A 13,375-nucleotide genomic window follows, 5' to 3' on the forward strand; every position below is an offset into this window, starting at 1 on the left:
GGATTGTGACCTTAATAGAGATATTGATGGCTTTGGCTTCCTTAGCCTTATGCCCTCTTTCTGATGGGCTAAAGAAAAGGGTCGGATAGCAGTCAAATCCATTATCGGTGAGTAATTTGTGGAAACGTTTACACAATGAGAAATTGATCACGGAAACTAGGCGCAAATGATTGCTAGACTTTTGAGCAAGCAGAGTCATTTCTGAGCGATTGCGAACCAGAGCGAGGCAAACAGTGAAAGTATTAGTAACGGGTGGAATGGGTTACATCGGTAGCCATACATGTGTACAGATGATCGAAGCAGGCATGGAGCCTGTGATTATCGACAACCTCTGCAATGCCAATCAAGAAGTGTTGAACCGTATTGAAGCGCTCACCAAGGTGAAGCCGATTTTTCATCAAGGTGATGTGCGCGATGAGGCGTTTCTCGATGGTGTTTTTGCTCAGCATGACATTGCCGCCGTGATTCATTTTGCCGGATTGAAAGCGGTCGGGGAGTCGGTAGCCAAGCCACTCGAATACTATGACAACAACGTGAATGGCTCCTTGGTGTTGGCGCGCTGCATGCGTAAAGCGGGCGTGAAAAGCTTAGTGTTTAGCTCTTCCGCGACTGTGTATGGCGACCCGGCTAGCGTTCCGATCACCGAAGAGTCACCGACAGGCGCGACGACCAACCCATACGGTCGCAGTAAGTACATGGTCGAGCAGTGCTTATCGGATCTCTTTGCGGCGGAAAACGATTGGAGCATTACCTTGCTGCGCTATTTCAATCCGGTCGGCGCCCATCCATCAGGCTCAATGGGAGAGGACCCACAAGGCATTCCAAATAATTTGATGCCTTTTATCGCTCAAGTTGCGGTGGGGCGGCGAGAGAAATTGTCGGTCTTTGGCAGTGACTACCCAACACCCGATGGCACCGGAGTGCGTGACTACATTCATGTGATGGATTTAGCGGATGGGCACATCGCAGCGTTGAAGTCGGTAGGCGCGCGCGCTGGGTTGCACATTTTTAATTTGGGGACCGGCCAAGGCTCCAGTGTGCTTGAGATGGTCAATGCCTTTAGCCAAGCCTGCGGTCAGCCGATTGCGTATGAGCTGTGCCCAAGACGCCCAGGAGATATTGCCCAGTGCTTTGCCAGCACCGAGAAAGCAGAGCGACAGCTGGGTTGGAAAGCGAGCCGCAGCGTCGCGGATATGACGACCGATACATGGAAATGGCAGTCCACAAACCCTCAAGGTTACGGCGCGTCATAACGCGCAGCGAGCCGAGCTGGGCATGAGTTAGGCAAAGGTTAAGCAAACAGTTAAGAGTTTTTGTGTTTAAGGTTGAGTAAGTAAGATGTCGAATATTGAATTTAATCCTGTGGATCACCCACACCGCCGCTATAACCCATTGACTGGGCAGTGGATATTAGTCTCGCCTCATCGAGCAAAACGCCCTTGGAGTGGCGCGGATGAAAAGCCCGCGCAGGATGCGTTGCCTCGTTACGATGCGCACTGTTTTCTTTGTCCTACCAACACTCGTATCTCTGGCGATGTGAATCCTGATTACCGCGGCACCTATGTGTTCAATAACGACTTTGCCGCTCTGATGGTCGATTCTCCTGACGCGCCAGAATCTGACAATCCGCTATTTAAAACCCAAGGTGTGCGAGGCTTGAGCCGCGTGATCTGTTTCTCTCCCGATCACAGCAAAACCTTGCCGGAATTACCCGTGGCTCAAATTCGTGGGGTGATTGACACTTGGAATGAACAGATTGAAGAGTTAGGCCAAGAGTACCTCTGGGTTCAGGCGTTTGAAAACAAAGGCGAGACCATGGGCTGCTCTCAGCCACACCCACACGGTCAAATCTGGGCTAACAGCTTTCTGCCGAATGAAATTGAACGCAAAGAGCGCCACCTTAAAGCCTACTTCGAAGAGCACGGGCGCAATTTGTTGGTTGATTATGTCCAAGCAGAGTTGAAAGACGGATCGCGCATTGTGGTCGATACTGAGCATTGGATCGCCGTAGTGCCTTACTGGGCCGCTTGGCCGTTTGAGACCATGCTGTTGCCGAAGGCGCACATCCGCCGCATGAGTGAACTCAGTGATGTTCAGCGTGATGATCTCGCGCTGGCGATCAAAAAGTTAACCAGTCGCTATGATAACTTGTTCCAGTGCTCTTTCCCTTATTCGATGGGCTGGCATTACGCGCCATTTTTTGAACAAGGGACGGACATTGAGCACTGGCAACTGCACGCACTCTTCTACCCACCGTTGCTGCGCAGCGCCACGGTAAGAAAATTTATGGTCGGCTATGAGATGCTGGCAGAAAGCCAGCGTGACTTAACTGCAGAGCAAGCCGCGCAGCGTCTAAGAGACGTCAGTGACGTGCATTACAAAGAGGCCTAAGCCGAGTCTGTTACGCGTGAACGCCGCACGTGGCGTTGACCCACCGAATGCTATTTTTTAAGAGAAGAACCTTATGTCTGAACTGATCCAAAATGTGAAGAGCTCGTTCGAGAAGGTGCTAGGCTATGCGCCATCGCACATTATTCAAGCGCCGGGGCGCGTCAACTTGATTGGTGAGCACACCGACTACAACGACGGCTTTGTTCTCCCTTGTGCGATTAACTATCAAACGGTGGTGGCGGCGTCAAAGCGTGACGATAACCTCGTGCGCGTGGTGTCGGTTGATTACGGCAACGCCGTGGATGAGTTCGATATCACCCAAGCCATCACCTTTACGCAAGACAAAATGTGGGCCAACTACATTCGCGGTGTGGTCAAGTGTTTGTTGGCGCGAGGGTACACCTTCAACGGCGCGGACATTTCGGTCAGTGGTAATGTACCTCAAGGTGCGGGTCTCAGCTCTTCAGCCGCGTTGGAAGTGGTCATTGGTCAGACGTTTAAAGAGTTGTACAAGCTTGATATTTCTCAAGCCGAAATCGCACTCAATGGTCAGCAAGCGGAGAATGAGTTTGTGGGGTGTAACTGCGGCATCATGGATCAAATGATCTCCGCTGAAGGGCAAGAGAATCATGCGATGTTGCTAGATTGCCGTACGCTAGAGACTCAATCAGTATCGATGCCTGCAGAGATGTCAGTGGTGATCATCAACTCGAATAAAAAACGTGGGCTGGTCGATAGTGAATACAACACTCGCCGCGAGCAGTGTGAAGAGGCCGCACGTATTTTCGGTGTGCCTGCGCTGCGCGATGTCACTATTGAGGAGTTCAATGCCAAAGCATCCGAGCTCGATGCCATGGTGGCCAAACGTGCACGTCATGTCATTACCGAAAACGATCGCACTTTAGAAGCGGCACAAGCGCTGAGAAACAATGACATCAAACGCATGGGTGAGCTGATGGCCAAATCGCACGCCTCGATGCGTGACGATTTTGAAATCACCGTCAAAGAGATCGATGTGTTAGTCGAGATGGTCAAAAAGGTCATCGGTGACCAAGGCGGCGTACGGATGACCGGCGGTGGTTTTGGTGGCTGTATTGTAGCGCTTGTTCCGCCCGCGCTGGTGGGAGATGTTCGCGCCGTCGTTGAGGCGCAATACGAAGCGCAAACGGGACTCAAAGCGTCGATCTATGTTTGCCAAGCCAAGCAAGGCGCTGGCCTGGTTACAGCGGAATAAGGAAAACCCATGACTCATGCTCTATTTGAGACCATGACGGCGCAGCCAGCCTATGATGGTGAGGCAGCGCAGTTGGTCGAATTGAACAACGCAGTGGGGACTCGCGTTGTGCTGATGGACATCGGAGCCACTTGGCTCAGTTGTCGTTTGCCTTTGGCGAGCGGGGAGCAACGTGAAGTGTTACTTGGTGTAGGGGCCATGGAAGACTTCCAGCGCCAACAAGGTTACTTGGGGGTAACCGTTGGACGTTATGCGAACCGTATCGCCAATGGTTTTTTTCAGATAGAGGGTGAGTCCTATCAAGTGTCGACCAATCAAGCGGGTAATTGTCTGCATGGCGGCGCCGAAGGGTTTGATAAGCGACGCTGGCAGATCGTTGAGCGCAGCGAACAGCACGTTTTGTTTGCGTTGCACTCGAAAGATGGCGATCAAGGCTTTCCCGGTAACGTCACTGTTTCGGTGCGTTATCTGCTCAGTGACGACAATGCGCTGCACATTGACTATTTGGCGACCAGTGATAAAAACACGCCAATCAATCTCACCAACCACGGTTACTTCAATCTCAATGGTACCACTAGCGGGCTGGATGCGCGCGCGCATACCCTCTCTATTGAGGCCGATTACTACCTACCTACCACCGAGGTCGGGATTCCTTTGGGTGATCTGGTGAGCGTCGAAGGCACCAGTTTCGATTTTCGCCAACCTAAATCGGTTGCGGCAGACCTACTGGCTGACACGCAGCAGCAGCAAGCCAAAGGCTACGATCACAGCTTCTTTCTCGCGCCAGAACGAGAGGTAAAGGCGCCGATCGCAACCTTAACAAGCCAAGATGAGCGCGTCAGCGTCAGTGTCATCACCACGCAGCCGGCGATTCAACTTTATACTGGCAACTGGTTAGGCGGTGCGCCAAGACGAGAAGGGGGCGAATATCAAGATTATGCGGGCATTGCGCTGGAAACCCAGTTTTTGCCTGACTCGCCCAACCACCCAGAGTGGTCGCAACCAAGTTGCTTGTTAAAGCCGAAAGAGCAGTATCGTCAGCAGACCATTTATCAGTTTATGTGTCACTAATACAACCGCCCTCAATGGAGGGCGGTCTCATAAGGTTTATCTCGCGGACAAGGTGCTGCTTATGACAGCCGCTCTACGGAATTTCTGCGTACCACGGTGGGCGAAAAAATGATGGTGTCGCTCTCTTCCGGTTCACCTTTGGCGAGTGCAAGGGCGAGCCTTGCGGCCTTCTCGGCCATCATCTGAATGGGGTAACGCACTGTCGTCAGCCTTGGATGAACATAGCGAGCAATCAAGCCATCATCGAACCCCATCATCGAAACCTGCTGCGGCACAGCAATGCCATTTTCATCGAGTACCGACAATGCGCCCGCCGCCATGTAATCGTTGTAAGCGACGACGCCAGTGATGGCCAACGACTTGGTGAGCAGGTTGGTCATTGCGATTTCACCGCCATCACTATTGGGCTCACCGTACTCAATGTACGCCTTGGACAGATCGATCTTATGGTCTTTGAGTGCCGCTAAATACCCTTCAATACGTTGGCCCGAGTCTTCAATTTGATGCGAGGAGGCGATGCAGGCGATGTGTTTGTGGCCGTTACGAATCAGGTATTCCGTTGCGAGGTAGGCGCCTTTGTGGTTATCCAAAGAGATGCAACGTTCAGCGAGCGCAGGGATATGACGATTGATGATCACCATGCCTTTCACTTCTTTGGCATAGCCCTGAAGCTCTTCATCAGATAAGGCTTTTGAGTGGATGACTAACGCATCGCAGCGGTTATTGATCAAAAGCTCAATGGCTCGGCGCTCATCCTCTAAGCTGTGGTAGCCGTTGCCGACCAAGATATGCTTGCCATGCTCATGAGCAACGTTGTCGACCGCTTTGACTAACGTACCGAAAAACGGATCAGAGACATCCCCCACCAAAACGCCGACCGTATTGGTGCTTTGGCTCACTAAGGCTCTGGCTGCCGCGTTTGGACGATAGCCCAGTTTGTTCATTGCTTGCGTGACGGCCGCGATGGAGGACTTGCTTGCTTTGGGGGATTTATTAATGACGCGTGATACCGTGGCGACCGACACACCGGCTTCTTTTGCGACGTCTTTGATTGTTGCCATCTTGAACCTCGTTTTCTGATGCGTTCATTAAACACCCATTGTGAAAATGACGCAATCATTGCGCGGTTTTAACGATGCAAATACGAGCCCTAGCGCTTGTTTTTACTGCTTTTAGGCTAGGTGTAAACGTTTCAAAATATCGCGCTTATTTCACCTGACGATAGCCACCAACGCATCGATATGCGGATGGTGCGCTTGGGTGACGCCCGCGAGGTTGCCATACTTCGGCTGGTGGCGATCATTTTCCAGTGGATGATGCCAGCCAAACGTTGAGTGGATAAACTGCTCGGCAAAGTTCTCGGAGATCTCCAAACAACCAGCCAACACGGTATCGACGTAGGTTTGCATGATGGGCATCAGTGAGCAAGGGGGGGCGGGCGCGTCTTTTATGTAGACCCAAACGCTGTCTTCGCGAGTAAGCGGTTGCGTCGTTTCAATATTGGCGTGCGGGATCGCCACACGATGATAGCCGCGCTCACGGCGATCAAATTCGCTTATCTCGCCCGGTGAGATGGCGAGCAAAACGCCATTCACTAAGCCTTCCCCTCGATCAACCACCAAGGGGGAGAGGGTGTAACTGTCGTCCACTTTTCCCCAATAGCGTTTAAACCCGTGCACGACACTGGGAATAGCTGGAGCGGTTTTGCCTGTGAGTTGGCGTGAGGCGGAATTCATCAAACTGCCGTAACCGAAAATGTAGTGCGCCATGACTTTCTCCTCTGTTTTTTCTTTTAAGCTACCTTGCTCGCATACAAATGAAAAGCATCAATGTTGCGCATGTCCAGTTCGAGTTGATGTAACTAAGACATCGTCACATGTGTCATTTAGACATCAATGATTGAGCTAATTACGTTTATCTTATTGATTCTATTAGATTGATTAAATGGTCTAATTATTGCTGTTAGTGGAGTCTTACTGATAGGGCCGCGTGTGGAGAATTAGGCTTGATTACGATTACAGATAAACAGCAGGAAGAGCGCATTACGCCCATTTGGCGCTTAGGGTTTCGTCCATTTTTTCTACTCGGCAGCATCTACGCCATCGTGGCAATCGTTGGCTGGGTGTGGATGTTTCAGACTGGCCAGCCAGAAGCTCTGCAAGTGCCAGCTTTGTGGTGGCATGTGCATGAAATGGTGTTTGGCTTTGCAATGGCGATTGTGGCCGGTTTTCTGCTCACCGCGGTGCAAAACTGGACGGGAATCCAAGGTACAAAAGGTCCCTGCTTGATGCTACTGAGCCTACTTTGGCTTGTGCCGCGTGGCCTGTTTTGGGCGCCTGTGCCTCTGTGGTTCACTGCCACTATTGAAGCGCTATTTTTGCTGCTATTGGCCTATGAGGTCGGAAGGCGAGTGGTCAAAGCGAAAGGGTGGCGAAACTTGTTCTTTGTGCCGCTTATCGTGTTGGCGCTGGTGGCGAACTTTGCAAGTTATGCCGCAGTCAAAGGCGTTGCGCCATTTGCGTCAAGTAGCGTCTGGCAGGCGATGCTGTGGTGGTTCACCTTGCTGTTATCGGTCATGGGCGGCAGAGTGATCCCTTTCTTTACGGCGCGGCGTTTTGAGTTTACGCAAAGTGAACGTCTAGTGTGGCTAGAGTGGTGTGCCAATGGGCCACTCATAGCCCTGTTCATATTGAGCTTCTTCCCTTTAACTATGGCGCAAGTTGGTGCGCTGCTGATGGGGTTGGCCGGAGCTGCGCAGTCGATTCGGTTATACCGCTGGCGACCTTGGCGCACGTTTAGTGAGCCCTTGGTGTGGTCGCTGCATGCTAGCTACGCGTGCATACCGCTGAGCTTGTTACTGCGCGCCGCAATGGACGACCCTTTTGCCACCCATACGCTGCTGCATTTGTTTGCCATTGGCGCGCTTGGCGGCGTCATTCTGGCAATGATTGCACGCGTTACCATGGGGCATACCGGTCGCTCGATTTATCAAGGGCCCAATATGTGCTGGGCTTTTTCTGCGCTGTTGTGCGCGGCGTTAGTGCGTGCGGTGCTGGTCGTGATATGGCCGGAGCATATGATCGGTTGGGTTAACCTCAGCGCCGGGTTATGGGTATTCGCCTTTGGGCTTTATGTGGTGAAGTTTGTGCCGATGTTACTCAAACCAAGAGTCGATGGTCACCCCGGTTGAGCGCATTCATACAAAGAGTGTGAGAATAAACAGAAGAGACGAATAGAAAAAGGGTTGGCATGGTGCCAACCCTTCATTGTCGTTGATGACCTAGTGCATCATTAGTTGTTGCTGTGCAGTTCTGAGTTAAGCTCTACCGCAGTTTTGTTGGCAAGGCACTCGATTTGACCGGTCACCGAGTTGCGGCGGAACAGCAGATCCGAAACGCCTGCGAGGTCACGAGCTTTCACAACTTCGACTTCGTTACCTTGTGAATCGAGCATGCGCACTTTAGAACCCGCCGTCACGTAAAGACCAGACTCAACCGTACAACGATCACCCAGTGGGAAACCAAGACCCGCGTTCGCGCCAAGTAGCGAGTTCTCACCAATCGAGACCACGACAGTACCGCCGCCTGATAGGGTACCCATGATAGACGCACCGCCACCGATATCCGAACCGTCACCCACAACCACACCCGCAGAGATACGGCCTTCTACCATGCTCACACCTGTGGTACCGGCGTTGAAGTTAATAAAGCCTTCGTGCATCACGGTGGTGCCTTCACCGACGTGTGCGCCAAGACGAACGCGTGAGGTGTCTGCAATACGAACGCCCGCAGGCACAACGTAATCCACCATTTTCGGGAACTTGTCGACACAATCGACCGTCAAAGTACGACCTGCTAGGCGCGCATCCATTTGACGCTCAGCCAATTCTGGTAGATCGATTGGGCCTTCGTTGGTCCATGCGATGTTGTGCAGTAGGCCAAAGATGCCATCCAGCACCGTGCCGTGCGGCTTAACTAGGCGGTGAGAAATCAGCTGTAGCTTGAGGAAACCTTCCGCCACGGATGCTGGTTTGTCATCTGTCGCAAGTACCACAAGGACCAATGGTTGGGCAGACTGCGCCGCTTTCTCTGCAAACGAGGCGTTCGCCACATCACCGTGAGCAGCAAAGGCAATGGCAAGCTCTGCACTTTGCGCCGCAGAGATTTCGATGGCCTGGTTACCTTGCTCGTAACCTGCCACGGTCGCTACTGCGTCAACCAGCGCATCCGCTGGGTTGAGCACTGGGTTTGGAAAAAACGCTTCGATGATTTTTCCGTCACGGTTTTTAGTCGCGCTACCAAACGCAAGTGAGAAGTAAGCCATGTTGAATCTCCATTGTCTAAATTAGGCATTAGCGGGGGTGCCGCTATCAATTGAATTCATCATAAAGAGACCGCCCCAGAACTTAAAGACCGAGGATCGATAAAGTCCGGAAGTCGATATTTTTTGTCTCTTTAGCGATATGTAGTCTCTTTAGAGATATATGGCTTCTTTAGCCATATAAGCTAATCCTGAATGAAAAAAGCCCACACCTAAGTGTGGGCTTGCTTTGAGACTTTACTAAACTGATTGGCGTTGCGCTTATTGCGCATTATGCGTTGTCGCTTTATATCGTCCAACCATAGCGTCCAGTGAGCTTGGACGCCGGAGGCAAAATTACTTTTTGCCTAGGTCTGAAGAGTGCTCAGATAGGAATGCTGCCACACCTTTTGGTGATGCATCCATACCTGCTTTACCTTCTTCCCATTGTGCTGGGCATACTTCACCGTGTGTTTGGTGGAAGTTTAGTGCGTCTACCATACGTAGCATTTCGTCGATGTTACGACCTAGAGGAAGATCGTTCACAACTTGGTGACGAACAAGACCGTCTTCATCGATTAGGAACGAACCACGGAAAGCCACACCTGCTTCTGGGTGCTCTACGTCGTACGCTTTACAGATTTCGTGTTTCACGTCTGCAATCAGTGGGTATTTCACCTGACCGATACCGCCATCTTCGATAGCAGTGTTACGCCATGCGTTGTGAGAGAATTGAGAATCGATAGAAACACCGATCACTTCAACGCCTTTCGCTTTGAAATCTTCGTAGCGGTTATCAAAAGCGATCAGCTCAGATGGGCAAACGAATGTGAAGTCTAGCGGGTAGAAGAAAACAACCGCTTTCTTACCTTTTGTAAACTCTGCAAAGTTGAAGTTTTCAACGATTTCACCGTTACCTAGAACAGCTGCTGCAGTAAAATCAGGGGCTTGACGACCTACTAGTACCATTTTTATTGCTCCTAAAAGTATGGTTTGTTCCAAGCATTGGAGTGGTCTCCTTTGCTTAGTCCGTGTTTTTGCGAGACAAAGTGTAGTACAAATTGTAGTATTGAAATAAATGAATTAATTAGATTAAGTTAATCGAAAAAAGCGATAATGCCAAAAGGGTTAACTGGATCAATGCCTAGCTAGAAGTTATCAATAAATCTATGAATAAGTGGCCTAGCCTCAAGCAGTTACATTATTTTGTGACTCTGCATGAAACCCGTCATTTTAGCGATGCCGCTGAAAAATGCTTCGTCAGTCAATCAACCCTAAGTAAAGGCATTCAGAATTTAGAAGATCTGATTGGCTGCCCCCTCTACGAAAAGAAAGACAAAAAAAGCCCGTTAGTGTTCACCCATGTTGGCGAGCAAGTGGTCAAGCATGCACGTGAATTGCTTGCTCGTGGCCAAGATCTCGCCGAGCTTGGCCGTCTTTGCCAAGAAGATGAGATGCATGGGCAGTTAAAAGTGGGCTGCATACCGACGATTGCGCCCTTTCTTCTCTGTGACTTGGTGCAAGAGGTCAACACACGCTTTCCCAACTTGCATCTTCTATTACGTGAAGATACCACGACCAATTTGCTTGCCGCGCTGCGTCAGGGAGAGTTGGATGTGCTGATTCTCGCCATGCCAGTGGACATTGGTGAGATGGAAAGCAAAATTGTGGGCAGCGATCCATTTCGTATGATCATCAGCCGCCATCAAGCGGACGCGATCCGCATTCCGATTAAGTACGCTGATCTGCCGGACGAATCGGTCTTCTTACTAGAACGAGAGCACTGCCTGACCGAACATGCTGTCTCTGCCTGTCAATTAACCGACAAAGAGAAGATCAATCCGTTCTCTGCCACCAGTCTACATACGTTAGTGCAGATGGTGGCGAATGGACTCGGTACTACTTTTATTCCACAAATGGCCATCGACCACGGTCTTATCGACAACCAAAACTTGGTGGTGGTGGATGCCCCTGGGCAGCAAGCCCATCGTCATATCGGGCTGGTTTGGCGCCCAAGTTCGTCACGTGTGGCGACTTTTCATCGTCTAGCTGATGTGGTTTCACAACTGCTCTAGCAAATAGTCGTAAGGCTATTGCGTTCTGTTGTTGCGATTTCTCGCTAAAATGCACACTGCTTTTTCGGGTAAAGTTAGCATTTTATTCTGTTCGTAAACTTTGACGTGTAAAATTTCACAACAAAACTTTGATGAAGCTTTCATTAAATTGTGAAATTTCACACTGTCAATTTTACAGTCCAAACAAAAGGGGCTGTTTAATCTTTGTCCTTCTAGGGCGCTCAAAGTCATCTGAGACAGGCGTTACCCCTTTCTATAAAAAATCAAACGTTCGTTTGAAACGCGTTCACATGCCTAATTTTACTGTAATTAAATTACGTAACTTGTTACGAGTTTGACACAGAAATAGGGCCTTTATCTCGATCGGGATAAAACTTTGAATTTAACGTTTTGTTTACTTTAGGTCTTTTACTCTATCCAGGTTTGGTATAGCTTAAATGCAGGCCTAGTAAGACTTATGTCTAGATTGCAAACCCAGAGAAGGTTAGTGAAAGTAGAGCCGGACAAGAAAAAATAAGCGGATAAAAATAGCAGCGACACTGAGCAAGTCGGAATGCAAAAGTGTTGTTTAATAGTTACAAATGAACATTCGCTAAGAAACGTGAATCATACAAGAGAGCAAAAATAAGGGACATCACTATGCTTGCAAACACACCAGACAGAGACACCCTATCACAGGACCCAAATGGTCAAGCTCGTCGCAATAAAATGAGCGCCCAAGAAGGCATGCTTGAGGTTACTGGCTCCCTTTCGCCACATCATCAGGCAATTTTCCCTGTTGAAGCCCAAACCCTATTATCTCTGTTGTGTGAGCAGTTTGCGCCGCGTGTGGATGAGCTGCTGGCGGCACGTGAAGTACGCCAAGCGGCCATCGATGGTGGGCAACTCCCAGACTTTTTGCCTGAGACGCAAGACATCCGTGAAGGCAGTTGGAAGATCTTAGGGATTCCTGACGATCTGCAAGATCGCCGAGTAGAAATCACCGGCCCGACAGACAGAAAAATGGTCATTAACGCTTTGAATGCCAACGTTAAAGTGTTCATGGCCGACTTCGAAGACTCTATGTCACCTGCTTGGGATAAAGTGTTGGACGGACAAATTAACTTGCGCGACGCGGTAAGAGGGGAGATCAGTTACACCAACCCTGACAATGGCAAGCACTACCAATTGAATGACGATCCAGCGGTGTTGATTTGTCGTGTACGTGGTCTCCATTTAAAAGAGAAACACGTGACGTTTAACGGCCAAATTATCCCCGGAGCTCTGTTTGATTTCGCGCTCTACTTCTACAACAACTACCAAGCGCTTCTTAAAAAAGGCAGCGGCCCTTACTTCTACATTCCCAAGTTGCAATCCCACAAAGAAGCGCAGTGGTGGAGTGAGGTGTTCCATTTCACCGAAGATTACTTTGGTCTGGATACGGGCACCATTAAGGCTACCGTTTTGATTGAAACCTTGCCTGCGGTATTCGAAATGGACGAGATCCTCTTTGCGCTCAAAGAGCACATTGTTGGCCTCAACTGTGGCCGTTGGGACTACATCTTCAGTTACATCAAAACATTGAAAAAGCACCCAGATCGCGTGTTGCCAGACCGCCAAGTGGTCACGATGGACAAGCCGTTTTTGAACGCCTACTCACGCTTGTTAGTGCGCACTTGTCACAAACGCGGTGCCTTTGCGATGGGGGGAATGGCGGCCTTTATTCCAGCCAAAGATCCAGTACAAAACCAACGCGTGCTAGACAAAATTCAAAACGACAAATCGCTAGAGGCGAATAATGGTCACGATGGCACTTGGGTCGCTCACCCAGGTCTTGCGGATACCGCAATGGCGGTGTTTAGCCAAGTGCTTGGTGAGCGCCGAAATCAATTGGATGTCACACGAGAAGACGATGCGCCTATCACGGCAGAGCAGCTACTTGCCCCGTGTGAAGGCGAGCGCACCGAAGAAGGGATGCGACACAATATTCGCGTCGCGCTGCAATACATCGAGGCGTGGATCTCGGGCAACGGCTGCGTTCCCATCTACGGCTTAATGGAAGATGCCGCGACCGCTGAGATCTCTCGCGCCTCTATTTGGCAATGGATAGCGCACGGCAAAACTCTTGATAACGGTCAAGTGGTCACCAAAGCCTTGTTTGAACAATACCTCTCTCAAGAGATTGAGGTGGTGAAACAGGAAGTGGGCGAAGCGCGTTATCAAGCGGGGCGCTTTACCGAGGCGGCTGACTTGATGGCCAAGATGACCACCAGTGATGAGTTGGGGAATTTCCTCACCATCCCAGGCTATGACTACTTAGATTAAC

The 13,375-nt window shown here is 50.3% G+C and carries 12 protein-coding genes; 7 read left to right on the top strand and 5 right to left on the bottom strand.

Annotation, left to right across the window (positions count from 1 at the left end; translation table 11 throughout):
* Positions 1 to 199, bottom strand: a 199-nt coding sequence (locus AC6R1O_RS05900) for a hypothetical protein (RefSeq protein WP_500656703.1), incomplete at its 3' end; no start/stop codon positions are given.
* Between the two features lie 34 nt (positions 200 to 233).
* Between AC6R1O_RS05900 and galE the strand changes: the two genes are divergently transcribed.
* From galE to galM, 4 genes are all read left to right on the top strand, one after another.
* A complete protein-coding gene (galE, locus tag AC6R1O_RS05905) occupies positions 234 to 1,253 on the top strand; it encodes a UDP-glucose 4-epimerase GalE (protein WP_500656704.1) in 1,020 nt (339 codons plus the stop codon).
* An 85-nt stretch (positions 1,254 to 1,338) separates the two neighbouring features.
* The gene (locus tag AC6R1O_RS05910) at positions 1,339 to 2,391 is read left to right on the top strand and encodes a UDP-glucose--hexose-1-phosphate uridylyltransferase (protein ID WP_500656705.1); all 1,053 of its coding nucleotides are present in this window, start codon (positions 1,339 to 1,341) and stop codon (positions 2,389 to 2,391) included.
* Positions 2,392 to 2,464: 73 nt separating this feature from the next.
* Positions 2,465 to 3,625, top strand: coding sequence for a galactokinase (gene galK / locus AC6R1O_RS05915; RefSeq protein ID WP_500656706.1), 1,161 nt, complete (start codon positions 2,465 to 2,467; stop codon positions 3,623 to 3,625).
* 9 nt (positions 3,626 to 3,634) lie between these two features.
* Complete coding sequence (gene galM / locus AC6R1O_RS05920; RefSeq protein ID WP_500633721.1) at positions 3,635 to 4,696, top strand: galactose-1-epimerase; 1,062 nt, start codon at positions 3,635 to 3,637, stop codon at positions 4,694 to 4,696.
* 59 nt (positions 4,697 to 4,755) lie between these two features.
* Here galM and AC6R1O_RS05925 read toward each other — a convergent pair whose 3' ends face one another.
* Together AC6R1O_RS05925 and AC6R1O_RS05930 are read right to left on the bottom strand one after the other, a co-directional pair.
* Complete coding sequence (locus AC6R1O_RS05925) at positions 4,756 to 5,757, bottom strand: substrate-binding domain-containing protein (protein WP_500656707.1); 1,002 nt, start codon at positions 5,755 to 5,757, stop codon at positions 4,756 to 4,758.
* A gap of 150 nt (positions 5,758 to 5,907) precedes the next feature.
* Entirely contained in the window at positions 5,908 to 6,465 is a 558-nt protein-coding gene (locus tag AC6R1O_RS05930; RefSeq protein WP_500633722.1) for a gamma-glutamylcyclotransferase family protein, read from the bottom strand.
* A 236-nt stretch (positions 6,466 to 6,701) separates the two neighbouring features.
* Between AC6R1O_RS05930 and AC6R1O_RS05935 the strand changes: the two genes are divergently transcribed.
* Positions 6,702 to 7,886, top strand: coding sequence for an NnrS family protein (locus AC6R1O_RS05935; protein ID WP_500633723.1), 1,185 nt, complete (start codon positions 6,702 to 6,704; stop codon positions 7,884 to 7,886).
* A 101-nt stretch (positions 7,887 to 7,987) separates the two neighbouring features.
* On the opposite strand, the gene dapD is transcribed toward AC6R1O_RS05935, so the two are convergent.
* Both dapD and AC6R1O_RS05945 read right to left on the bottom strand, forming a co-directional pair.
* Complete coding sequence (gene dapD, locus AC6R1O_RS05940; protein WP_334551414.1) at positions 7,988 to 9,019, bottom strand: 2,3,4,5-tetrahydropyridine-2,6-dicarboxylate N-succinyltransferase; 1,032 nt, start codon at positions 9,017 to 9,019, stop codon at positions 7,988 to 7,990.
* Between the two features lie 333 nt (positions 9,020 to 9,352).
* On the bottom strand, positions 9,353 to 9,964 hold the full coding sequence (locus AC6R1O_RS05945; RefSeq protein ID WP_487901725.1) for a peroxiredoxin C: 612 nt from the start codon (positions 9,962 to 9,964) through the stop codon (positions 9,353 to 9,355).
* Positions 9,965 to 10,164: 200 nt separating this feature from the next.
* Here AC6R1O_RS05945 and AC6R1O_RS05950 point away from each other — a divergent pair, with 200 nt between their 5' ends.
* Positions 10,165 to 11,070, top strand: coding sequence for a hydrogen peroxide-inducible genes activator (locus AC6R1O_RS05950; protein WP_500633724.1), 906 nt, complete (start codon positions 10,165 to 10,167; stop codon positions 11,068 to 11,070).
* A 639-nt stretch (positions 11,071 to 11,709) separates the two neighbouring features.
* The gene (gene aceB, locus AC6R1O_RS05955; protein ID WP_500633725.1) at positions 11,710 to 13,374 is read left to right on the top strand and encodes a malate synthase A; all 1,665 of its coding nucleotides are present in this window, start codon (positions 11,710 to 11,712) and stop codon (positions 13,372 to 13,374) included.
* The last annotated feature ends 1 nt before the right edge of the window (position 13,375 follow it).

It is taken from the genome of Vibrio sp. R11-SG3-ISO3-SZ (assembly GCF_059834345.1).

Coding starts and splice junctions, on each gene's coding strand:
- AC6R1O_RS05910 (WP_500656705.1), top strand. CDS start 1,339: ATGTCGAATATTGAATTTAATCCTGTGGATCACCCACACCGCCGCTAT.
- galK (WP_500656706.1), top strand. CDS start 2,465: ATGTCTGAACTGATCCAAAATGTGAAGAGCTCGTTCGAGAAGGTGCTA.
- galM (WP_500633721.1), top strand. CDS start 3,635: ATGACTCATGCTCTATTTGAGACCATGACGGCGCAGCCAGCCTATGAT.
- AC6R1O_RS05925 (WP_500656707.1), bottom strand. CDS start 5,757: ATGGCAACAATCAAAGACGTCGCAAAAGAAGCCGGTGTGTCGGTCGCC.
- AC6R1O_RS05930 (WP_500633722.1), bottom strand. CDS start 6,465: ATGGCGCACTACATTTTCGGTTACGGCAGTTTGATGAATTCCGCCTCA.
- dapD (WP_334551414.1), bottom strand. CDS start 9,019: ATGGCTTACTTCTCACTTGCGTTTGGTAGCGCGACTAAAAACCGTGAC.
- AC6R1O_RS05945 (WP_487901725.1), bottom strand. CDS start 9,964: ATGGTACTAGTAGGTCGTCAAGCCCCTGATTTTACTGCAGCAGCTGTT.
- AC6R1O_RS05950 (WP_500633724.1), top strand. CDS start 10,165: ATGAATAAGTGGCCTAGCCTCAAGCAGTTACATTATTTTGTGACTCTG.
- aceB (WP_500633725.1), top strand. CDS start 11,710: ATGCTTGCAAACACACCAGACAGAGACACCCTATCACAGGACCCAAAT.